The sequence below is a fragment of the Candidatus Tisiphia endosymbiont of Metellina segmentata genome (genome assembly GCF_964030715.1).
Lineage (GTDB): Bacteria > Pseudomonadota > Alphaproteobacteria > Rickettsiales > Rickettsiaceae > Tisiphia.
On the sequence record NZ_OZ034919.1, the window covers coordinates 854,533 to 874,627 of the forward strand.

General features: G+C 33.2%; 21 protein-coding genes and 3 pseudogenes. 19 read left to right on the plus strand and 5 right to left on the minus strand.

Translation table 11 applies throughout. The features are described from left to right. Nucleotides 1-86 precede the first annotated feature (86 nt). From AAHM80_RS04390 to AAHM80_RS04400, 3 genes are all read right to left on the minus strand, one after another. Nucleotides 87-1,142, minus strand: a complete 1,056-nt coding sequence (locus tag AAHM80_RS04390; RefSeq protein ID WP_342259387.1) for a YhcG family protein — start codon at nt 1,140-1,142, stop codon at nt 87-89. Between the two features lie 135 nt (nt 1,143-1,277). Next, a complete protein-coding gene (locus AAHM80_RS04395; RefSeq protein WP_342259388.1) occupies nt 1,278-1,718 on the minus strand; it encodes a hypothetical protein in 441 nt (146 codons plus the stop codon). Between the two features lie 48 nt (nt 1,719-1,766). After that, nucleotides 1,767-1,979, minus strand: coding sequence for a hypothetical protein (locus AAHM80_RS04400; protein WP_342259389.1), 213 nt, complete (start codon nt 1,977-1,979; stop codon nt 1,767-1,769). Between the two features lie 81 nt (nt 1,980-2,060). Between AAHM80_RS04400 and AAHM80_RS04405 the strand changes: the two genes are divergently transcribed. The 6 genes and pseudogenes from AAHM80_RS04405 to AAHM80_RS04430 all read left to right on the plus strand — a co-directional run. Beyond that, nucleotides 2,061-2,561 carry a helix-turn-helix domain-containing protein gene (locus tag AAHM80_RS04405; protein ID WP_342259385.1) on the plus strand — a complete coding sequence of 167 codons (501 nt, stop codon included), beginning with the start codon at nt 2,061-2,063 and terminating at the stop codon, nt 2,559-2,561. Beyond that, complete coding sequence (locus AAHM80_RS04410; protein ID WP_342259390.1) at nt 2,555-3,115, plus strand: IS630 family transposase; 561 nt, start codon at nt 2,555-2,557, stop codon at nt 3,113-3,115. The genes AAHM80_RS04405 and AAHM80_RS04410 overlap by 7 nt, the downstream gene beginning before the upstream one ends. A 3-nt stretch (nt 3,116-3,118) precedes the next feature. Next, on the plus strand, nt 3,119-3,250 hold the full coding sequence (locus AAHM80_RS04415) for a hypothetical protein (protein ID WP_342260486.1): 132 nt from the start codon (nt 3,119-3,121) through the stop codon (nt 3,248-3,250). A gap of 66 nt (nt 3,251-3,316) precedes the next feature. Further along, nucleotides 3,317-4,741, plus strand: coding sequence for a TraB/VirB10 family protein (locus AAHM80_RS04420; protein WP_342259391.1), 1,425 nt, complete (start codon nt 3,317-3,319; stop codon nt 4,739-4,741). Next, nucleotides 4,741-4,959 (plus strand): conjugal transfer protein TraV, encoded by a 219-nt coding sequence (locus AAHM80_RS04425; RefSeq protein WP_342259392.1) that lies wholly within the window; start codon nt 4,741-4,743, stop codon nt 4,957-4,959. Before AAHM80_RS04420 ends, AAHM80_RS04425 begins: the two co-directional genes overlap by 1 nt. A 21-nt stretch (nt 4,960-4,980) precedes the next feature. After that, nucleotides 4,981-5,550: pseudogene (locus AAHM80_RS04430) on the plus strand (TraC family protein); the annotation flags it as partial. Nucleotides 5,551-5,564: 14 nt separating this feature from the next. Here AAHM80_RS04430 and AAHM80_RS04435 read toward each other — a convergent pair. Together AAHM80_RS04435 and AAHM80_RS04440 are read right to left on the minus strand one after the other, a co-directional pair. Further along, nucleotides 5,565-6,125, minus strand: coding sequence for an IS630 family transposase (locus tag AAHM80_RS04435; RefSeq protein ID WP_342259393.1), 561 nt, complete (start codon nt 6,123-6,125; stop codon nt 5,565-5,567). Continuing rightward, complete coding sequence (locus AAHM80_RS04440) at nt 6,119-6,619, minus strand: helix-turn-helix domain-containing protein (RefSeq protein ID WP_342259385.1); 501 nt, start codon at nt 6,617-6,619, stop codon at nt 6,119-6,121. Before AAHM80_RS04440 ends, AAHM80_RS04435 begins: the two co-directional genes overlap by 7 nt. 198 nt (nt 6,620-6,817) lie before the next feature. On the opposite strand from AAHM80_RS04440, the gene AAHM80_RS04445 reads away from it, so the two are divergent. The 13 genes and pseudogenes from AAHM80_RS04445 (at nt 6,818) to AAHM80_RS04505 (ending at nt 20,083) form a co-directional block, all read left to right on the plus strand. After that, entirely contained in the window at nt 6,818-8,629 is a 1,812-nt protein-coding gene (locus AAHM80_RS04445) for an ATP-binding protein (RefSeq protein ID WP_342259394.1), read from the plus strand. Nucleotides 8,630-8,681: 52 nt separating this feature from the next. Next, nucleotides 8,682-9,332: a type-F conjugative transfer system protein TraW gene (gene traW / locus AAHM80_RS04450; protein WP_342259395.1), complete on the plus strand. Its 651-nt coding sequence runs from the start codon at nt 8,682-8,684 to the stop codon at nt 9,330-9,332. A 60-nt stretch (nt 9,333-9,392) separates the two neighbouring features. Continuing rightward, nucleotides 9,393-9,557, plus strand: a complete 165-nt coding sequence (locus tag AAHM80_RS04455) for a type II toxin-antitoxin system Phd/YefM family antitoxin (RefSeq protein WP_342259396.1) — start codon at nt 9,393-9,395, stop codon at nt 9,555-9,557. Nucleotides 9,558-9,601: 44 nt separating this feature from the next. Then, nucleotides 9,602-10,168 (plus strand): annotated as a pseudogene (locus AAHM80_RS04460) (TraU family protein); the annotation flags it as partial. 63 nt (nt 10,169-10,231) lie between these two features. Next, complete coding sequence (locus AAHM80_RS04465; protein WP_342259385.1) at nt 10,232-10,732, plus strand: helix-turn-helix domain-containing protein; 501 nt, start codon at nt 10,232-10,234, stop codon at nt 10,730-10,732. Next, nucleotides 10,726-11,286, plus strand: coding sequence for an IS630 family transposase (locus AAHM80_RS04470; protein ID WP_342259390.1), 561 nt, complete (start codon nt 10,726-10,728; stop codon nt 11,284-11,286). The genes AAHM80_RS04465 and AAHM80_RS04470 overlap by 7 nt, the downstream gene beginning before the upstream one ends. A gap of 2 nt (nt 11,287-11,288) precedes the next feature. Next, nucleotides 11,289-11,693: pseudogene (locus AAHM80_RS04475) on the plus strand (TraU family protein); the annotation flags it as partial. A gap of 17 nt (nt 11,694-11,710) precedes the next feature. Next, a complete protein-coding gene (gene trbC, locus AAHM80_RS04480) occupies nt 11,711-12,085 on the plus strand; it encodes a type-F conjugative transfer system pilin assembly protein TrbC (protein WP_342259397.1) in 375 nt (124 codons plus the stop codon). Next, nucleotides 12,082-13,899, plus strand: a complete 1,818-nt coding sequence (gene traN / locus AAHM80_RS04485; RefSeq protein ID WP_342259398.1) for a conjugal transfer protein TraN — start codon at nt 12,082-12,084, stop codon at nt 13,897-13,899. The genes trbC and traN overlap by 4 nt, the downstream gene beginning before the upstream one ends. Nucleotides 13,900-13,921: 22 nt before the next feature. Next, nucleotides 13,922-14,809: a conjugal transfer protein TraF gene (locus AAHM80_RS04490; RefSeq protein WP_342259399.1), complete on the plus strand. Its 888-nt coding sequence runs from the start codon at nt 13,922-13,924 to the stop codon at nt 14,807-14,809. Further along, the gene (locus AAHM80_RS04495; RefSeq protein ID WP_342259400.1) at nt 14,778-16,103 is read left to right on the plus strand and encodes a conjugal transfer protein TraH; all 1,326 of its coding nucleotides are present in this window, start codon (nt 14,778-14,780) and stop codon (nt 16,101-16,103) included. Before AAHM80_RS04490 ends, AAHM80_RS04495 begins: the two co-directional genes overlap by 32 nt. 55 nt (nt 16,104-16,158) lie before the next feature. Next, the gene (locus AAHM80_RS04500; RefSeq protein WP_342259401.1) at nt 16,159-18,888 is read left to right on the plus strand and encodes a conjugal transfer protein TraG N-terminal domain-containing protein; all 2,730 of its coding nucleotides are present in this window, start codon (nt 16,159-16,161) and stop codon (nt 18,886-18,888) included. Continuing rightward, nucleotides 18,875-20,083 carry a tetratricopeptide repeat protein gene (locus tag AAHM80_RS04505; RefSeq protein ID WP_342259402.1) on the plus strand — a complete coding sequence of 403 codons (1,209 nt, stop codon included), beginning with the start codon at nt 18,875-18,877 and terminating at the stop codon, nt 20,081-20,083. Before AAHM80_RS04500 ends, AAHM80_RS04505 begins: the two co-directional genes overlap by 14 nt. Nucleotides 20,084-20,095: the final 12 nt, after the last annotated feature.

The window sequence follows — 20,095 nt, forward strand, 5'->3', positions numbered from 1 at the left end:
ACAATTTCCAAGTCTGCATGTCCTTCATCGAATTGCTGCATGTACTTAAATTTCCTCTTGATTAATAACATTCATATTCATATTTACTAATGCTTTTTTATTTCTACTGCTTTTTGGTCATATCGATTTTTTGCTTGTAGGACTATTTCCTGAATTTTTTTCTCAAAGACCTTAATAGGTGGCAATTCAGTCCAATATTCTGCTACATGTATGCCACTTGCTGATACATCCAAAAGCTCAATTTGAGCATGTGATTTTTCAGTGCAAAGAATAATACCAATTGGTGGGTTTTCTCCTTCGAAGGTCTCATACTTCTTAAGCCAATTTATATAAAGCTCCATTTGCCCTTTATATTCTGCCTTAAATTTGCCAGTTTTGAGTTCAATAGCCACTAACCTTTTGAGTTTTCGGTTATACATAAGTAAATCTAAGTAAAAATGCTCATTATCTATGGTCATTCGTTTCTGACGTGCAACAAATGAAAACCCTGTACCAAGCTCTAAAATAAATTGTTCAATTTGCTGCAAAATAGCACTTTCTAGATCACTTTCATAAGGGGCATCCGGCAAATTTAAAAATTCTAATATGTATGGGTCTTTTAACACTAACTCTGGAACTAATTCATTATTTGATTTTAATAATGACAAGATTTGCCCACTATGTTTTTCAGATTTCTTGGATAACTCGCTTCTTTCATAAATCATTCTATGGATGTTAGTGCGAAGTTGCCGTACACTCCAACCATCTTGAATACACATATATGCGTAAAATTCTCTTTGGTTTTGTTCTTTCAATGGCAATAACCCTATTATATGACTCCAGCTCAATTGTTGCGACACTGTCGCAACAATTTGATGATTTTCAAAAGAATCATAAAACTTAATCATCCTAGTTATTCCAGTGTAAGTAAACCCTTTCCCATACTCAGCTGAGAGATGTTGTGCTAGTGTTTGTACGATCGAGTGACCATACTCTGCTCTTTGATCTTTTAAGATTTCTTCCTTAATTCTTTTACCTATGTGCCAATATACCATAGTCATCTCAGAGTTTGCTACTCTTGCTACTCGGTTCTTGGCTTGAGTTATCAGAAGTTTTATATCCTCTATCAAAAAATTATGGTCATTCGTTATTATTTGGTTCATTTATTTTTCCTATTACTATATTTTTAGTATATTTATTTTTTAAGTAGCACTAAGCGAAATCATACAATTTTTTAACAAGTTTCTGAAAAATTAACAAAATTTGTATATCCATTAGCAAAATTACTTCATCCCCATTCAGTTGTTATTATTTATATTACTAATATTACTTGGCATCTGACTATAGATCGTATCTGTTGTGTAATCGGTAAAAATTGAGTTGCTACCAAAAGAACTAGAAGAATGTATGCTATTATCACAAGAATTCATCACACTGTTGGAATGATGAATATTTTGAGGCATGTGGCTATATCTAACATCAATAAAATAGTCTGGAGAATATCCTCCATTATCAAAAATACTCTGATCTACAGAAGATGTATTATTATCACCAAAATTTATGAAATTATCCTGATGATTATAAGTATTTTGTGAGGTTCTTATATGTTTAGACATCCTGTTTGCACTTAAATTATATTGAACATTTTCCCTACGATAATTAGAAAAATCAGCTATAAGTTTTTGGAGGTTTATTTCTTTTTCAAAAAATTTCAGTATGTCAGTTATTATCTTGTTCATCACTTTCACTTTAATAAAAATTAAAATTCAAAAAATTTGTAGCACTTATTATTTAGGTAAATATATATTTTTAGCCTTAATAGCCTTATCTCCAAGACCTGTATTATCACCTATTTTCTCTCCAACTCTTATTATCGTAGAATCAGTCGTATCATTAAACTTATGCTCTAAGTCTACCTGATCTTTTACCACTTTTAACGGTACAGTTTGTATATCTTGTACTATTATTTTCTCTCCTACGGATAAATTATCATTAAGCACGTGTCTTGTATCCTTATAATACCAATTGCAATAATTAACGCAGTGGTGTAAAATGGGTTTTTAACTGATAAAGGTACTCAAATGGCTAGGTTAATATTACCGCAAGGTTTTCATGGTCATGATTTTATAAAAATGATGAAACATGAGCCGCATGGTCGAAATCGTATACGTTTATTGGCGATGTATTACCTTCAATTAGGCAAATCTTTTAAAGCCATATCTGAAATAGTGAAGTCACACTGGAAAACTGTGCAATCATGGCTCAGAAGATTTAGGAATCATGGTTTTGAAGGATTATTTGAATCACAAAGAAGCGGTGCCCCTAGGAAGATTAACACTATACAAGAGTCTGCTCTTTTTGATAAAATCAATACGCTCAGTGAAAGTAAAACTGGTGGGTATATAACTGGAAAGGAGCTACATATCATGTTACTTGAGGAATATGGTGCTAAATGTACTTTAAAAACAGTCTACAATACTATGCACCGCCTTGGTTTTAGCTGGATTACTTCTCGTTCAATGCATCCAAAGTCAAATCAAGAGACTCAAAATACATATAAAAAAACTTCCCAGACATGCTAACAGAATTATTATCAAAAAATATCGATAGATGTAAAGTTGATATATGGTCTCAGGATGAAACTCGAGTTGGGCAACAAGGTAGCTTAACTCGTATATGGGCTAAGCGTGGCACTAGACCCCGTAAAGTTCGGCAACAGCAATTCATTTCAACATATATTTATGGAGCTGCTTGCCATGATACAGGAGAAGCTTTTGCATTAATTTTACCATATGCAAATACACAGGCAATGAATAAATTCTTAGAAGACCTTTCTCGCAGTATTCAAGGCAACCGACATATAGCTTTACTAACGGATAATGCAGGTTGGCACACAGCCAAAAAACTAACTGTGCCAAGCAATATCACTTTGATACCGCTTCCGCCCTATGCACCGGAACTTAATGCAATGGAACAAGTTTGGGAATGGATCAAAAATCATTTCTTGTCTAACCAATGTTATGGTGTATATGAAGATATCGTCACTATGGCTTGTTACGCTTGGAATCAATTTGCTCATAATGTAGATTTAGTAAAATCAATTATGTATAGAGACTGGATAAATACACCGTGTTAATTATTGCAATTGGTATTATCATCTATTTGGGCAGTAGTAAGAGGGAATCTTAGACTTGCTGGAGCTATTGTTGCTATTGGTATTATTCTTGGCTTTTACTTAGACTGGGTCTCTAGTGGTATGAAGATTACTTAACTATTATAGTTAAGTAAAATAAGTTGGTATGAAGCAAGTTAGTAAAATCTTGAAATAGAATTAGCTATGAGTAAAGAGAATGAACAGTTAAATGATAAGCCAGGAAAGTCAGAAGATAAAATAACTGGTAGTAAGTTACCATCTGAGTTTAATAAAAGATTATCAGAATTTATAGATATCATAAGGAAAAAACCTGTAATTTCGTTGTCCTGTATAGGAATAATAATCATCTTAATATTTTATTGTTTTTCTGAAAGTAAAGTAGAGAATCTAGCAAGCCTTGAAAAAGAGCGTAAATCACGGAGTGAGATATCTGGAATAGAGAAGGCAATAGATCCAAGAGCTAGATGGACGGAAGAAGTATTAAACGAAGTAAAAGATATGAAGAATCGTTTAGAAAGTTTAATAGAAAATAAATATTTGGAAACTACAAGTAAAATTGATGATGTTCAGCAAAAATTGGAATTACTAGAAAGTAAGCCTAATGAGGAGGGTATATTGTATGATGGTAATAGTTTTAATAATCATCAGCAAGTACAAGATTTAACAAAAGAGCAACATGAACAAATAATATCAGATTTACCAGCAAAAAGGCAGTTTGGATATGTTAAAAGAGCTGGATGTCAAGTAACAAAAGATGTTAAGGATTATATCACCACTGGCAGTTTTGCTAGGAGTTTGCTACTAACTGGTGTAGTAGTAGGTACTGGTACTAATAATGCTGCAGCACCTGAACCAATAATGTTAAGGTTAGTCGATACAGCTATTTTTTCTAAGGGATATAGAACTAAGCAAATCAAAGAAGCAATTTTAATTGGTTCTTGCAGTGGAGATATTTCATCGGAACGAGCTAAATGTCGTTTAGAGACAGTATCTTTACTAAATAATAAAGGAGATATAATTGAGAAAAAAGTAGAAGGCTGGATAATAGGAGAAGATGGCAGACCTGGCATTAAAGGGGTAGTAGTAGATAGATCATCTGACGTAGCAAGAATGGCAATACTAAATGGTGTACTTGGTGGTATAGCTCAATTTTTCCAGAACCAGGCAACAAATGGAGTTTTTCCAATATCACCAATTACCGGTCAGCAGAATGCTTTAAAAGCCAAAGATGTACTAAAAGGCGGTATCTATGCAGGAACTGGTAATGCTTTAGAGAAGTTAGCTGATTTTGCTATTAAACGTGCTGAATCAATGAGTCCAGTAATTGTGGTAGCATCTGGTAGAGTAGTTGATGTTGTGTTTAGAAAAGGCTTTGACTTGCAAGAAAATGATTCAAGTCAAAATGTCAATAGATTACTACCACCAACTACTAATGATTATTCTCAAAATAGTACAAATTATCATACTAATAATAGTTCTAATAAAATTACAACTTTTTCTAAAGCAAATGCTAAATTAACAGAACGTTTTATTAACAATGAAGATGATGATGCAGATAACTGGCAAGAGCAGTTAGAACAACCATCACAGCAACAAGATGGTTTCTAATGGGTAATATTACTAACCAGTTAATTAGAATTATACTATTAGTAATAGTAACTATTGGTTTTTGTGGTTGTAAATTAATGCCCTATAGAAATGATTTTGACTGTCCTGTGCCTGAAGGGTTAAAGTGTAAATCTCTCTATGAAATAAATATGATGCGGGATCAAGGGATGTTTGAACCAAATAATAATGATCAGATTAGATGTAACAAAAAACCATAATTAAGGCAATAGAGAATAATAATGCAAGCAAATATCCATAAGGATTTTGATAGAGAAAGATTAGCAAAACATTTTGTCTATGAATCGTATGATGAGGATAGTCAATTATTTTTCAATCGTGGTTCAGTAGGGTTTGTATTAATGGGCTGGCCACTGGTTGGTACGAGTGTACAAGCCCAAGGAGAAATTGCTGAGTTTTTGAAGAATGATGAAAATCTTCCAGCAGGTAGTAGTTTACAAGTATTAATGATAGGTTCTGATCATATTGAGCATTTTTTAACTAATTGGCAATTACATAGAAAAGGGGAAATTTTTATTGAGCTAGCTAAAAAGAGAACAGGGTTTTTACAGAAAAAAGCCAAAGAGGAAGGAACTGTAAAAGACATAGTGTTATTAATCTCAGTTACTATCCCTACCATAAGTCTAAATATTGATATTAATGAAATGGTAAAAAGAAAAGAATGTTTACAAGATACTTTTAAGTCAATTGGTTTAATAACTGAAAATGTTGATGCAAAAATGTTACTAGAGTCTATTCGGATAATATTTGGTGTATCTGCAGAAGAGCAAGCAGCATTGAATCCTTATGATACCAATTGTAATAATTAACACGGTGTATTTATCCAGTCTCTATACATAATTGATTTTACTAAATCTACATTATGAGCAAATTGATTCCAAGCGTAACAAGCCATAGTGACGATATCTTCATATACACCATAACATTGGTTAGACAAGAAATGATTTTTGATCCATTCCCAAACTTGTTCCATTGCATTAAGTTCCGGTGCATACGGCGGAAGCGGTATCAAAGTGATATTGCTTGGCACAGTTAGTCTTTTGGCTGTGTGCCAACCTGCATTATCCGTTAGTAAAGCTATATGTCGGTTGCCTTGAATACTGCGAGAAAGGTCTTCTAAGAATTTATTCATTGCCTGTGTGTTTGCATATGGTAAAATTAATGCAAAAGCTTCTCCTGTATCATGGCAAGCAGCTCCATAAATATATGTTGAAATGAATTGCTGTTGCCGAACTTTACGGGGTCTAGTGCCACGCTTAGCCCATATACGAGTTAAGCTACCTTGTTGCCCAACTCGAGTTTCATCCTGAGACCATATATCAACTTTACATCTATCGATATTTTTTGGTAATAATTCTGTTAGCATGTCTGGGAAGTTTTTTTATATGTATTTTGAGTCTCTTGATTTGACTTTGGATGCATTGAACGAGAAGTAATCCAGCTAAAACCAAGGCGGTGCATAGTATTGTAGACTGTTTTTAAAGTACATTTAGCACCATATTCCTCAAGTAACATGATATGTAGCTCCTTTCCAGTTATATACCCACCAGTTTTACTTTCACTGAGCGTATTGATTTTATCAAAAAGAGCAGACTCTTGTATAGTGTTAATCTTCCTAGGGGCACCGCTTCTTTGTGATTCAAATAATCCTTCAAAACCATGATTCCTAAATCTTCTGAGCCATGATTGCACAGTTTTCCAGTGTGACTTCACTATTTCAGATATGGCTTTAAAAGATTTGCCTAATTGAAGGTAATACATCGCCAATAAACGTATACGATTTCGACCATGCGGCTCATGTTTCATCATTTTTATAAAATCATGACCATGAAAACCTTGCGGTAATATTAACCTAGCCATTTGAGTACCTTTATCAGTTAAAAACCCATTTTACACCACTGCGTTAATTATTGCAATTGGTATGAGATATTAGCTGAGCAAATTTTACCAAGCAATTTTTCTTTATTTGAAGAGCAAGATTATATAAGCCTCAATGATAATCAAATATTCATTAGCTTAGAAGCCAGTAAAAGACCAACAGAGTGGAGATTATCATCTATGGACTTATTTTTAGGTAATGAAATGAGACGGGGTGAATATATAAAATCAAATTTTTTAATTCATTTTGGTTTACAAATCTTACCTAAGCAAACGATAGCTAGAACAGCTGCGATTACTAAAAGAGAAGCATTAGAAAGAAATATTGCAGCTGGTATGCATAAGTTTTTTCCTGATATTCAATATGAAGCTGAAGATTTAGGCAGTGCAGTATCGTACTTACAAAGTGGTGATCGAGTAGTAAATATTCATTTAAATGTCATTATGTGGGATAAAAAGGAAAAAGCTAAACAATCGGCATCTCAGTTTTGCTCTCAGCTTCGACGTAGTGGTTGGTATTTTGTTCCTTGTAAATATGATCATTTAGCAGTAGTGCTAGCATCAATGCCGATGCAATTAGTGGAGGAAATACCATACTCTGTAACTAATAGGTTTAACAAGATATTTGGTTCAAGAATAGGAGGATTGGGGGTAGCCTTAAGCTCTCTTGGTCGAGGTAAAAAAACTATTTCATCAGAGAGTAAAGTGTTATTACCGATAGTTGGTGAATGGAAAGGTGATTTAACCTCTCCTGGTATGTTACTGACTGGCAGACGAGGTCAGATTATGTATTGGTCGCCTTTTGGCTCAGCTCTAGTGTCATCAACAGGATTAAATAACAGTGCACCAAATGAAAATTTTAACCTATGTATAGCAGGAGTGCCAGGTTCAGGTAAATCAGTATTTATGCAAGAGTTAATGTTATCAATTTTAGGAGTTGGGGGTAAAGTATTTGTTCTTGATTATGGTAGATCATTTAAAAGAACATGTTTAATTCTAGCAGGTAATTACATAGAATTTGATACAAAAACTCCTATTTCTATCAATCCATTTTCACAAGTGCCAGAAGATGAAAGTGAAAAATCCATTGAAGCACGGGCAGATTTTCTAGCAAGTTTTCCATCAGTTTTAGCAACCATGGCAGCACCTCAATATGGAACTAATGATTTGCAACAACCAATGTTACAAAAAGCCTTAATTGCGGTGTGGCAAGCAAAGGGTAGTAGCTCAGAAATCAGTGACATTGCTGACTGGCTGTTGCTACGAGAAGAATCATATGCTCATGAACTAGGTAATATGTTGTTTCCATTCACTAAAGACGGTCAATATGGTAAGTTTTTCAGTGGCAAAGCTAAACTGTCACTAAATTCCGACATAGTAGTAATTGAAACTGATCATTTACGTAGTAGTCCAGAATTACTGGTAGTAATAGTTCAGATAATGATTGTTCATATTAACCAAACAATGGTGAAAGGAGGTAGAGAACGCCCATTTTTAATTATGATTGATGAAGCATGGAAATTACTAGCTGGCAAACGTTCAGGAGAATTTATTGAAGAAGTAGGCAGAATAGCTAGGAAATATAATGGTTCAATTACCTTAGCTACCCAACAATTAACCGATTATTTTCGTGGAGAAGGTTCAGCTGCTGAAAAAGCATTTGAGAATTCATCACATAAAGTCATTTTAAAACAAAATCCTGAATCTTTTAAGGCAATGCGTGCTAATCCTAAGCTTGCAGGTTTTGTTGATGAGGATTGGAAAATAAATTTACTGCAATCTATTCATTCAAATCCCCCCTATTATAGTGAAGCAGCCATTTATAGCCCTAATGTTACAGGAGTGATTGGTAGATTAATGATAGATCCATTTACCCTGCTGCTAACTTCAACTAATGCTAGAGATTATCAAGCAATAGAAGACAGAATGAGTAAAGGAATGAGTGTAAGTGAGGCAATTAATAACATACTTAATGAAAGAAGAGTAGTTTAAGTGAGTATACAGTAAAAATTGTACAGTAGGATGAAATAGATATTTTATAATTATGATAACTATTAGTACTGGAATTATTTGTAGACGTTGTTTAATAATTTTTATTATATGTTTTACAAGTACAAGTTATGGAGAGCTTAAGCAAGAAGTAAAAATTAAAGACTATGGAGTTAGGGGGCATATATTTCCAATCATTGAACAATCATTATTAGAAACAATTATTACAAAACTTAAAATTGCCGAGCAAAGTGGTTTATTAGAAAAAATGCAAGAAGAATTTCAAGAAAGAGTAAAGCAGAAAATAATAAGACCAGTACCAGTTAAGAATTTAAGCAAAGCTAGCAAAAATACAAGCAGGCTATATGATCCAAGCTTTACACAAAAGACTGATATAAAAAATCAAGCTGGTAAAATAATAATAAAAGCAGGAACAAAAGTTAATCCTTTAGAGACAATAAGTTGGGGAGAAGCATTAATATTAATTGATGGAGATGATAAGGAGCAAGTTGCTTGGGCTAAATCCAAGAGAGGCAAGGTGGTACTAACTAAAGGAAGCCCTAGCCAGTTAGCACAACAGTTAGATCAGCATGTATTCTTTGATCAAGGTGGGACTTTAACCACACGTTTTAAAATAAAAACTATGCCAGCTATGGTGGAGCAAGAAGGTAGTTTACTTAAAATTAGAGAGATAAAGATTAATTAAATATTTATAATTGTATATGTGGATAAATGTTAAGCTATAGAGAGAATTAAAGGTAATTATATGAAAAAGTGGCAATTACAAGAAGCAAGAAAACATTTAGCAAAAATAGTCGATGATGTGCTGCAAGGTGAAGTGCAAGCAATAGTAAAAGATAATGGTGAGGTAATATATTTAGTACCGGGGCAAAAATATAATAAAAATGATGAATGTAGCAAATTTAAGTAAAGTACAAGCTAATGGTACTAAGAAAAGAAACATTGTGGATAACTATGTGTATAATTATCATTATAGCATCTAATTCTACATATGCATCAATTGGTTGTGTAGGAAGGTTTGTTAATCCAATTACTGATATATGTTGGAAATGTTTATTTCCAATTACTATAGGAGGAGTAAAAATAGTTGGTAGCCCTATGGCTGATACAAACTCACCAAGGAATATATTGTGTTTTTGTCCAAGACCAGGTATTTCAGTGCCTGTTCCTGGTATTCCGATTGGTTTTTGGGAGCCAGTAAGATTAGTAGATGTGACTAAATCACCAATGTGTATGGTGAGCCTTGGTGGCATGCAACTAGGAACAAGTAGTCAAAGAGGGATAAAAGATGATAAAGAAGGTGCAGCATTCTATCATGTTCATTGGTACATGTATCCAGTTATTTATTGGCTTGAGATATTACTGGATTTTGCTTGTTTAGAGATGAGTTCAGTTGATGTAGCATATTTAACTGAGTTTGATCCATTATGGGGAGATGATGCTAAATCTGCCATATTAAATCCTGAAAGTTTATTATTTGGTAATATTATAGCTCAATCAGCTTGTATTGCTGATTGTATAATACCAATTGCAATAATTAACGCAGTGGTGTAAAATGGGTTTTTACCTGATAAAGGTACTCAAATGGCTAGGTTAATATTACCGCAAGGTTTTCATGGTCATGATTTTATAAAAATGATGAAACATGAGCCGCATGGTCGAAATCGTATACGTTTATTGGCGATGTATTACCTTCAATTAGGCAAATCTTTTAAAGCCATATCTGAAATAGTGAAGTCACACTGGAAAACTGTGCAATCATGGCTCAGAAGATTTAGGAATCATGGTTTTGAAGGATTATTTGAATCACAAAGAAGCGGTGCCCCTAGGAAGATTAACACTATACAAGAGTCTGCTCTTTTTGATAAAATCAATACGCTCAGTGAAAGTAAAACTGGTGGGTATATAACTGGAAAGGAGCTACATATCATGTTACTTGAGGAATATGGTGCTAAATGTACTTTAAAAACAGTCTACAATACTATGCACCGCCTTGGTTTTAGCTGGATTACTTCTCGTTCAATGCATCCAAAGTCAAATCAAGAGACTCAAAATACATATAAAAAAACTTCCCAGACATGCTAACAGAATTATTATCAAAAAATATCGATAGATGTAAAGTTGATATATGGTCTCAGGATGAAACTCGAGTTGGGCAACAAGGTAGCTTAACTCGTATATGGGCTAAGCGTGGCACTAGACCCCGTAAAGTTCGGCAACAGCAATTCATTTCAACATATATTTATGGAGCTGCTTGCCATGATACAGGAGAAGCTTTTGCATTAATTTTACCATATGCAAATACACAGGCAATGAATAAATTCTTAGAAGACCTTTCTCGCAGTATTCAAGGCAACCGACATATAGCTTTACTAACGGATAATGCAGGTTGGCACACAGCCAAAAAACTAACTGTGCCAAGCAATATCACTTTGATACCGCTTCCGCCCTATGCACCGGAACTTAATGCAATGGAACAAGTTTGGGAATGGATCAAAAATCATTTCTTGTCTAACCAATGTTATGGTGTATATGAAGATATCGTCACTATGGCTTGTTACGCTTGGAATCAATTTGCTCATAATGTAGATTTAGTAAAATCAATTATGTATAGAGACTGGATAAATACACCGTGTTAATTATTGCAATTGGTATAAGTTGTAGTAGCGGTAATCTTGCAAGTGATGCATTATTTTGGTGTGCTGGCTGTCAAGGGTCTATTTATCCGTTTACTGGTACTACAGGGCATCATAACGGCGGGGTAGGCACTTCAGTATTAATAGTAGCAAAATTTATAGCTAAGCTACATAGAGAATTATTATTATGGGGTTATGTAGGCAATGAAGGATTATGTGGTAAATATCCAATGCCAATAATTAAAAAGAGCCAATATAGGTTGCAAATGACCTATCCGATTCCAGAAATTAATGATTGCAAAAAGATTGGTGAGACTGAAGTAATGTGGCAAGCAGGCAGAGAATTTCCAATTAAAGGAGAAGATTTTGGTTATTTAATTTGGAGAAAAAGAAACTGCTGCCTTTTTTAATTATTAATTGAATTAATATGTTTACAATAAAAAAACAATTATTATTAATATTACTAATTTTAAGTAGCACTAATGCTTTAGCGAAAGCACAAACCTATATTTTTGTCTCATTTTCGATGCCAGATACAGCATTAAAAAGCTATTTTATTGAAGCAGAACAAGCCTCAGCAATATTAGTAATGCGTGGACTTAAAAATAATTCATTTTTGCAAACTAAGGCAAAAGCTGATGAATTAGCTATTAGTTTTAATATTGATCCGAATTTGTTTGAGCAATATCAAATTACTTCTGTACCAGTAATAATAGTAGATAATGGTCAAGGACGAGTTAAGAAACTAACTGGTCATATAGCTTTAATGAAAGCTATAGAACTGATGGAGCAAGAAAATTGATACAACATTGCTGTAATTATGTGGTTTTTATTATGATTGCTTGGTTATTACTAACTTATGAACCAGCCTCTACTTTAGCATATGGCATGCAAAATAGTTACAATCAGGCAGAGCAATATAGAAACAGTCTAAGGCTTGGTAATCCTGATCAAGCTGGTAATAAAGTAATATTTGATAAAGATGCTAATGTATCACACTTAACTAATATGGGAGATAATGATTTAACTAATAAAGGGGGAAATATTTTAAATAATAGTGAAGAGGGTAAATTTATCCAACAAAATGAACTCAAGAAAATAAATGCCTTAAAGGAATATGATTTAAATAACCAAAATCCTTTGCTAGTTAATGCCAAGAGGATTGAAGAAAATCCATTAAGACATACTGAGGGAAGCCATTTTAGTTCTAGTGAATCTGTGACTAAGACTAAAATCAATAAGAGTTGCAGGGAAGGTGTTGAGTTTGAGATAGATATCATCAAACAATTAGTCGTAGAATGTGGATTATTTGAAGGATGGGGATATTGGCAAGATCGAAGTATGCCGATAATAAGTGAGGATGATATTGATGATACTTGGACTGAACTAAAAACCAAGGAATATTACTACGATAAAAATAATTGGTGGAGAGCACAATATCAGAGAATAAGGGAAGAAGATGGTAATGTACAACAACAATTAAGAGCGATGATTGCAACTCGGCAACATACTTTACTCGAAAATATTGGTGAGATAAAAGTTGGCTATAGTGAAAAGGAGAGAAATCTGTTGGTTTATCGTATAACCATACCTACTGCTACGACAGTTAATTATAAGTATCGAGAAAAAATAAAAGAATTTAAAGAAAAAGGCGAATATTGGCAAGTTATCACTGAAGAAGCAGAAAAATTAGCAGAAGCGAATGAATGTCATGAAATAAATCGAGTCTGTCTGGAAAGTGGTAATAAGACATTTTTTGATAAATATATTATAAGCCGTCCATGTTGGAAGGAGAAAATCAGCTATCAATGTTATTCTGAGCCACAAGATGGTTGTAAACATTTGAAATCCCAAGGATGCCAGTTGGAAAATAGTAATTGTTTAAACAGAAACGGTAATATCTGCTTATTATGGCACAGGAATTATAGATGTTTTGGTGAGAAGAAGAGCTTAAGCTCTTCCTTGGCAGGTGCAACTATTTTTTGTTTGGGTGGAGATTGTCATACACCTACAATTGAGCAAAATAATGATATATCAAATGTTGGTTATTTAGCCATGTTGAATGAGATGAAGAAAGATATGCAAGGTACACCAATTTATGTCTTTAAGGGAGAATCAAATGGTTGTAGGAAGAATATTGTTAATTTCCTTAATTGTTGTTCTTCAATGAAAGGTTGGGGAAAGGATTTGGGACTAGCTAGATGCAAAGCAGGAGAGAAAGCTCTTGCCTTAAAGAGAGGGAAAGGACAATGCCATTTTGTTGGCACTTATTGTAGTCAGCGAGATCCAATATTTAAGAAATGTTTAACTAAAAAATCCACCTATTGTTGTTTTAATTCCAAGCTGGCACGGGTTTTTCAAGAGCAAGGGAGAAATCAATTAGGAATTAGTTTTGGCTCAAGCGAATATCCAAATTGTCGCGGATTTACTGTAGATGAACTACAAAGAATAGATTTTTCAAAGTTTGATTTAGAAGAATTATTTGCTGATTTATTGTTTGATGCTAAAAATAAGATGGGCAAGAGTTTTCCAAAACAAATAAATAATCAAATGCCAGTAATCCAAAAGCAAACACCAGTTAATTGCAGGAATAATAACCATAATTTATCATATTGAGGGACTAAAGTCATGAGTAATAATGTGTGTAACAATAAGTCGAGTAATAACCATAGTAACAGCTGTAATTTTAATTAATCATTGGCAAACAAAATCATTTGCTGTCACTACCAAGGAAATAGCTACCAATATGAGCAGAATAGAGACAGAAAATTTTACTAATAATCCATGGCAAGAACCGCATGGGTTTTTGTGGTATAATGAACAGCCAATAAGCAAATCACCAGCATATTGTAGGTCAAAATTATCATCGGAAATAAGAGAAAAACAACAACCTTACAACCAAAGAATAGAGAGCTTAAAGCAAAAGTTTAACAATGCTCAACGCAAGGCACTTGATAATCCAACTTTAGAGAATGTCATCAAGGCTCAAAAATTGCAAAAAATAATAATGGAGAAGTCACAAAAATTTGCTGCTATGTGGCAATTAGCAACTTTAATTGAGCCTAGTTTACTCAATAACAACGAACCAAGTAATAGTTTACATAAGAAATTATATCAGGAGGCAACTGAACAGATAAATAATAACAAACTAATCAATTTAGCCAAAGATTGGGGTTTGATTTTACAGGTGAGTAACAATTGTCCTTATTGTCAGGCTTTTGCTCCTATTGTCCAGAGATTTGCTAGCAAATATGGTTTTCAGCTATTGTTGGTTTCTAACAATGGTACGGATTTTCAGAATATTAAAACTAGCAAAGATACTGGATTATTACGAGCTTTAAATCCTGAGAATATTGTGCCAATATTATATTTGGTTGATAGTAGCGGTAAAAGAATATATCCGGTAGCTAGAGAAATAATTTCGGAAGATAAGATTATTGAGAATATCGTGACTATTGATCTACATTATCAAAATTTAGCAAAAAGTGAAAATAATGATAAAAAATATCACTTTAAGTATAAGTAGCAGTTTATATTTTAGTATAATAGTCACAATATTGTTGATTCATGTACCAACTGCTTTGGCGTGGAATATTGGAGATGTGTTTCAAGGGATGAGCGTGAACGTTACTAAGCCTGGTTCTTACCAAGACCAAGCAGCTGGTTATTATGCGGCAGGAGGATTATCAATGCGTACCAGTAAAACATCGTTTAACCCAATTAGCATGACTCCACCATCTTTAACCATGAGCTGTAGTGGTATAGATGCCTATCTTGGTAGTTTTTCAATTATTTCCGGTGAAGAATTAGTACAGTTGATGAAAAATATTGGCTCTCAATCTAAAGCATATGTTTTTTCTTTGGGATTAAAGACTTTTGCTCCACAAATAGAGAATGGTCTTAAGGATTTACGTAACCTTGCTATGGAGATGAATCAATTTGCTAAGGGTGATTGTGAGCTAACTAAAGCTATATTTGCCTCAAGCTTACCAAAAGACTCAGCTATGCGAGAATCAGTTTGTAAGGATATGCAAGCACAATCTGGTATGGATTATTTTGCTGCTGGTAAGAGATGCCGTAATGACTTAGAGCAAAAGCAAGCATTGCAACAAGCACAAAATAAAGATCCAGAATTAATGTTAAACAATTATAACATCTTTATTAAAGCAGCAGAAAAAGTAGGTATTCCACCAGATATGAGAAATGCCATAATGTCAATGACTGGTACTATTATCATCAAGGATAATAATGTTTATTTCTTTGACTCCCTGGCTAAAGATGAAAAAAGCTGGATAACTCACTTAAAAGGTGGAGAATCTGCCTCAATTTATGCTTGTGATAATAGTAGTTGTTTGAATCCAACATTACAGCGGAATATTAGTATTCTACCAGAGCAATCATATCAAGGCAAAGCTAAAACAAAATTAGATGATTTAAAAAGTAAGCTTGCTAGTAATAATGAGTTTAATAATATAGATATCATGTTCCTGTCATCGATCGGTGAAGCATTTCCAATTTATGATTATATTACTTTAGAATCAATTTCAGGAGTAACTATTTTAGATAGTTCATCAGAATTAATTGCTAGTTATAGTTTATTGCAGCATTTGAAAGAAATAATATCTGAAGTACGTAAAGCAGTAACTTTGCTGAAAACTAAGCAAGTTACAGATCAACATTTAGTAGAATATTTAAAATCATTAGACAGAGTACAAATTTTTGCTCAAGAGAAATGGAGTAACATGCTGACAAGTAGCAATCAGATAGATAAAAGAGCCAGGTTAATAGAACAACATCTAATGGTTAAGGAACGGAGTTAAACCTATAATAATTGAAAAGTAAAAATGAAAAAAACATAAAATTATATATAAGGAAATGGTAGATTACGTAATACATACATTTGGTGGAGGAGATATATTATGGCATATATTTAATGGCATAGGTAGAGTATTTGCTTCAAATAGCGAATATTTTACCCCAGTAGGTAAGTTTGCTTTAAGCCTCGGTGGTATTTGGGCTGCAACTAGAGCTATTTTTAAGGGCAATATTGGTATTTTTGCCATGGAGTGGTTTTTCCCATCGTTTTTTATTTTTGTGTTTTTATTTACACCAAAAGCTACTGTTTGGCTTAAAGATGAAATATCGATGAGTGCTCCTGTTAAAATTGATAATATTCCAATTGGTATTGCTTTTTTTGCCTCTAGTGCATCGAAAATCAGTTATACTTTGTCAGAGATGCTAGAAAAACACCTTTTGCCTGCCGATGATGGATTATCTAGTAGAAAAAATGGCATTATGTTTGGTGCTAAAGCTGTAGGTAAAATCAAAGACATCCAAATAGAGGATCCAATAACTTTGACTAATAGTAAAGAATTTTTAAGACAATGTTTTATGAAACCTTATGTTATTGGTAATATTTTAGGCAAAAAAGGAGCAGCACAAAAAACAAATGATATAATTGGTTTTATAGAACAAAACATGCCAAATAATTTTGGTATATACTACAAAGATCCAAGTAATTCTGCTATTAGCTTTAAAACTTGTAGGCAAGTAACTCCATTAATCAAGGCAGCTATTAACAAAGAGTTACATGAGGGGTTACTAACTAAATTTGCCTCTAGTATAGGGGTGCAATCTGACAGACCAGAACAGTTAAATCAGAGATTAAAAGCTATGACCGGCGATACGCTGAAATATCTCAAGAAGGAACAAACAGATATTCATCAGTGGATGAAACAAGCAATGCTGTTAAATGCTAACCGTGAAGCCTATGATGATTGGCGGGAAAAGTTCTCATTAGCTAGAATATATCCGCAACTAGTTAGTATGAATGCTACTCGTGGATTGTTTCAACAATCATTTAGCTATTTAGTAGCAGGAGAAATGGCAGCAAGTATTATGCCAATATTGCAGTCTGTATTTTTTGCACTTGTTACCTGCATGATCTTTATAGTATTTCCAATGAGTATGCTGCCTGGTGGTTATAGCATATTAAAAACTTGGATAATTTTAATAATATGGTTAACAAGCTGGTCTGTATTTTTTACTATCATTCATTGCTTGGGGATGATTAGTTTAGCTGGTAAATCTGGTTCTAGTGGATTAACCGGTTTAAATATCTTATCGCAAGGAAGTTTTTCTGAAATGATTCTGCATAGTTACGCTACCTTTCAGATGTTAGCTGCATCAGTACCAATGTTATCTTGGGCAGTATTAAAGGGCTGTGTCCACGCTACCACCACGCTTGCTAATCAATTTTCTCCAATATCAGTGGCAAGTGGTATAGGAGCAAACATTGCTGATAATAATATTTCCATGGATAACTATAATATTGGCAACCGCACCATCGCCCAGCAGAGTTTAGCCCCGACTCTACAAATGGCAGGAGGTATTATTGATGATGGAGGTATGAGAGTAACTAGTACTGATAGTGGTAGACAAGTACTTACTGAGGCAGTAGACTCTTTGGTAAATAATTATCGCTCCTCTAAATTATTACAAGATAGCTATCAAAGTCAGTTTACCAGCTCACAAAGCTATCTTGATGGATTAACTGATAGGTACAGTGATTTGACTACAACAGGGACATCTTTAGCAACTGAGATAGGTAAGAGATTAAGTTATGAGGAAGCTAAATCTATAGGAATTACTGATAGTCAGTATTTAGCCTTGCAGCAAACGAATTCAGATAGTGAATCTGCTACAGAGCATACTGCGAGTCATAATAGAAAAGGAACTAGTACTAATGCTGAGGGAAGTATAGGTGGAAATGTTGGAATAGGTGTAGCAGTGAAAGTTGGATCAGAAAAGACAAAAATAATAGATCAAGGCAAATCTATAAATCAGCAACAATCATATAATGAAGCATTATCAAAAATTAAGAGTGCTAGTAAAGAAGGCAGGCTGAATCAATCTAATAGTGATGTACAATCACTGACTAATAATTTAAATAATAACTTCTCTGAGCAACAATCTGTTGGACAAGAAATAGCCAGAACCAAACAAACCATGGAACAGCTTAGCTATAATATGAACTATGTATCACAAAACTCTGCTTCTATTGATCGTAATCTAAATGCACCAGTACTGGATAGCATAGTTAGTAAAAATATTCCTGGGGTTAACAGCAAAGAACAAGCAGCTAAATGGGCAAATACTCATCAACATGAGGCAGAGCAAATAGCTTTAGATACAGCTAAAATTAACAATGTTATTCCTCAAAGTCTGAGCTCTGCTGATAGTGGCAATATTCCATCTAAACAGGAACTACGATCAGCTTTTGATAAAAATACCCAACAATTAAATGATCAAGCGACTAGTAGTATTGATAATAGAAAAAATGATATGTATGATCAGAGTGTAGAACAAGTGCTGATAAATAATGCAACTGAATATGAAGGAAAAAAAATACAAAACCTTAATAAGTTACCAGATACAATAAAAGATAGAACTCAGCAGATTCAGGATGAATTTAATGAAACTCCAGACTCTACTATTGTCAGAACTGCTCAGCAAGTAGCAGATAATCTTGGAATAAGTCAAGAAGCGATTAAGAAAAGAAATATAAAGCTACCAGGATATAAAAAGGATGATGAAAATAATTGAGGATAAATTTATGCCAAGTATCAAAAAGTTAATTGTCATAGCTATTTTACCATTAATGTTCTCCAATAAAGTTATTGCAGAAACAAACAAATTATTAGATCAAGATATTAATACAAAACAGCAACAATATGAGCTAGATCAGCAGAGTAAAATTAAAGATCCAAATATTTTAGCAGAAGAATATTTTAACATAGGTAGGTCATTTTTAAGATTAGAAAAATATCAAGAAGCTGTAGAAAATTTTGATTTAGCTATTAAACATAAAGCTGATTATGCAGAAGCGTATTGTAATAAAGGTTTAGCTTTAAACGAGTTAGACAAATATCAAGAAGCTATTAAAAATTATGATTTAGCTATTAAATATAACCCAAATCTTGCAGAAACATATAATAACAAAGGAGTGTCTTATAGAAAACTAGAACGATATCAAGAAGCCATAATCCTTTATAATTTAGCTATTAAATATCAAGTTAATTTTGCAGATGCCTATAATAATAAAGGAAATGTTTTAAATATATTAGGAAAATATCAAGAAGCGATAGAAAATTTTGATATTGCTCTTAAATATAATCCCCAATATCCAGAAGCCTGTTATAACAAAGGGATATCCTTAATGTATCTAGGGTTACACCAAGAAGCAATAGAAAACTATAATCTTGCTATTAAATATAAACCAGATTACACAGATGCTTATAACAATAAAGGTGTATCTTTGCTATATTTAGGACAATTTCAAGAGGCAATAAAAATTTGTGATATAGCGATCAAACACCAACCTAATTGTGTAGAAGCTTATAATAATAAGGGAATATCTTTAATGTATATGAGAAAATACCAAGAGGCGATAGAAAATTTTGATATTGCTCTTAAATATAATCCTAAATATCCAGAAGCCTATTATAACAAAGGGATATCTTTAATGTATTTAGGATTACACCAAGAAGCAATAGAAAACTATGATTTAGCTGTTAATTATAAAGCTGATTTTGTGGAAAGCTATTTAGAAAAAGGTATTGCCTTAATAAGTTTAGGAAAACATAAAGAAGCTAAAAAGAACTTTAATTTGGCTTTCAAGTATAAACCTAATCTTATAGAAGAATATGAAAAAACAATTACAGGTTTAAGGAAATTTGGTAACAATCGTATGGCTGATGAATTTGAACAGAAATTAAAGATATTAAAAGATAATTTATAAACTGATAACAAA

Bases quoted from the DNA above. Each gene is read 5' to 3' on its own strand.
- AAHM80_RS04470 (WP_342259390.1), top strand. From the start codon at position 10,726: ATGCTAACAGAATTATTATCAAAAAATATCGATAGATGTAAAGTTGAT.
- traW (WP_342259395.1), top strand. From the start codon at position 8,682: ATGATAACTATTAGTACTGGAATTATTTGTAGACGTTGTTTAATAATT.
- AAHM80_RS04395 (WP_342259388.1), bottom strand. From the start codon at position 1,718: ATGAACAAGATAATAACTGACATACTGAAATTTTTTGAAAAAGAAATA.
- AAHM80_RS04455 (WP_342259396.1), top strand. From the start codon at position 9,393: ATGAAAAAGTGGCAATTACAAGAAGCAAGAAAACATTTAGCAAAAATA.
- AAHM80_RS04435 (WP_342259393.1), bottom strand. From the start codon at position 6,125: ATGCTAACAGAATTATTACCAAAAAATATCGATAGATGTAAAGTTGAT.
- AAHM80_RS04465 (WP_342259385.1), top strand. From the start codon at position 10,232: ATGGCTAGGTTAATATTACCGCAAGGTTTTCATGGTCATGATTTTATA.
- AAHM80_RS04490 (WP_342259399.1), top strand. From the start codon at position 13,922: ATGTGTGTAACAATAAGTCGAGTAATAACCATAGTAACAGCTGTAATT.
- AAHM80_RS04410 (WP_342259390.1), top strand. From the start codon at position 2,555: ATGCTAACAGAATTATTATCAAAAAATATCGATAGATGTAAAGTTGAT.
- AAHM80_RS04445 (WP_342259394.1), top strand. From the start codon at position 6,818: ATGGACTTATTTTTAGGTAATGAAATGAGACGGGGTGAATATATAAAA.
- AAHM80_RS04390 (WP_342259387.1), bottom strand. From the start codon at position 1,142: ATGAACCAAATAATAACGAATGACCATAATTTTTTGATAGAGGATATA.
- AAHM80_RS04440 (WP_342259385.1), bottom strand. From the start codon at position 6,619: ATGGCTAGGTTAATATTACCGCAAGGTTTTCATGGTCATGATTTTATA.
- AAHM80_RS04500 (WP_342259401.1), top strand. From the start codon at position 16,159: ATGGTAGATTACGTAATACATACATTTGGTGGAGGAGATATATTATGG.
- trbC (WP_342259397.1), top strand. From the start codon at position 11,711: ATGTTTACAATAAAAAAACAATTATTATTAATATTACTAATTTTAAGT.
- AAHM80_RS04425 (WP_342259392.1), top strand. From the start codon at position 4,741: ATGGGTAATATTACTAACCAGTTAATTAGAATTATACTATTAGTAATA.
- AAHM80_RS04405 (WP_342259385.1), top strand. From the start codon at position 2,061: ATGGCTAGGTTAATATTACCGCAAGGTTTTCATGGTCATGATTTTATA.
- AAHM80_RS04420 (WP_342259391.1), top strand. From the start codon at position 3,317: ATGAGTAAAGAGAATGAACAGTTAAATGATAAGCCAGGAAAGTCAGAA.
- AAHM80_RS04505 (WP_342259402.1), top strand. From the start codon at position 18,875: ATGAAAATAATTGAGGATAAATTTATGCCAAGTATCAAAAAGTTAATT.
- AAHM80_RS04495 (WP_342259400.1), top strand. From the start codon at position 14,778: ATGATAAAAAATATCACTTTAAGTATAAGTAGCAGTTTATATTTTAGT.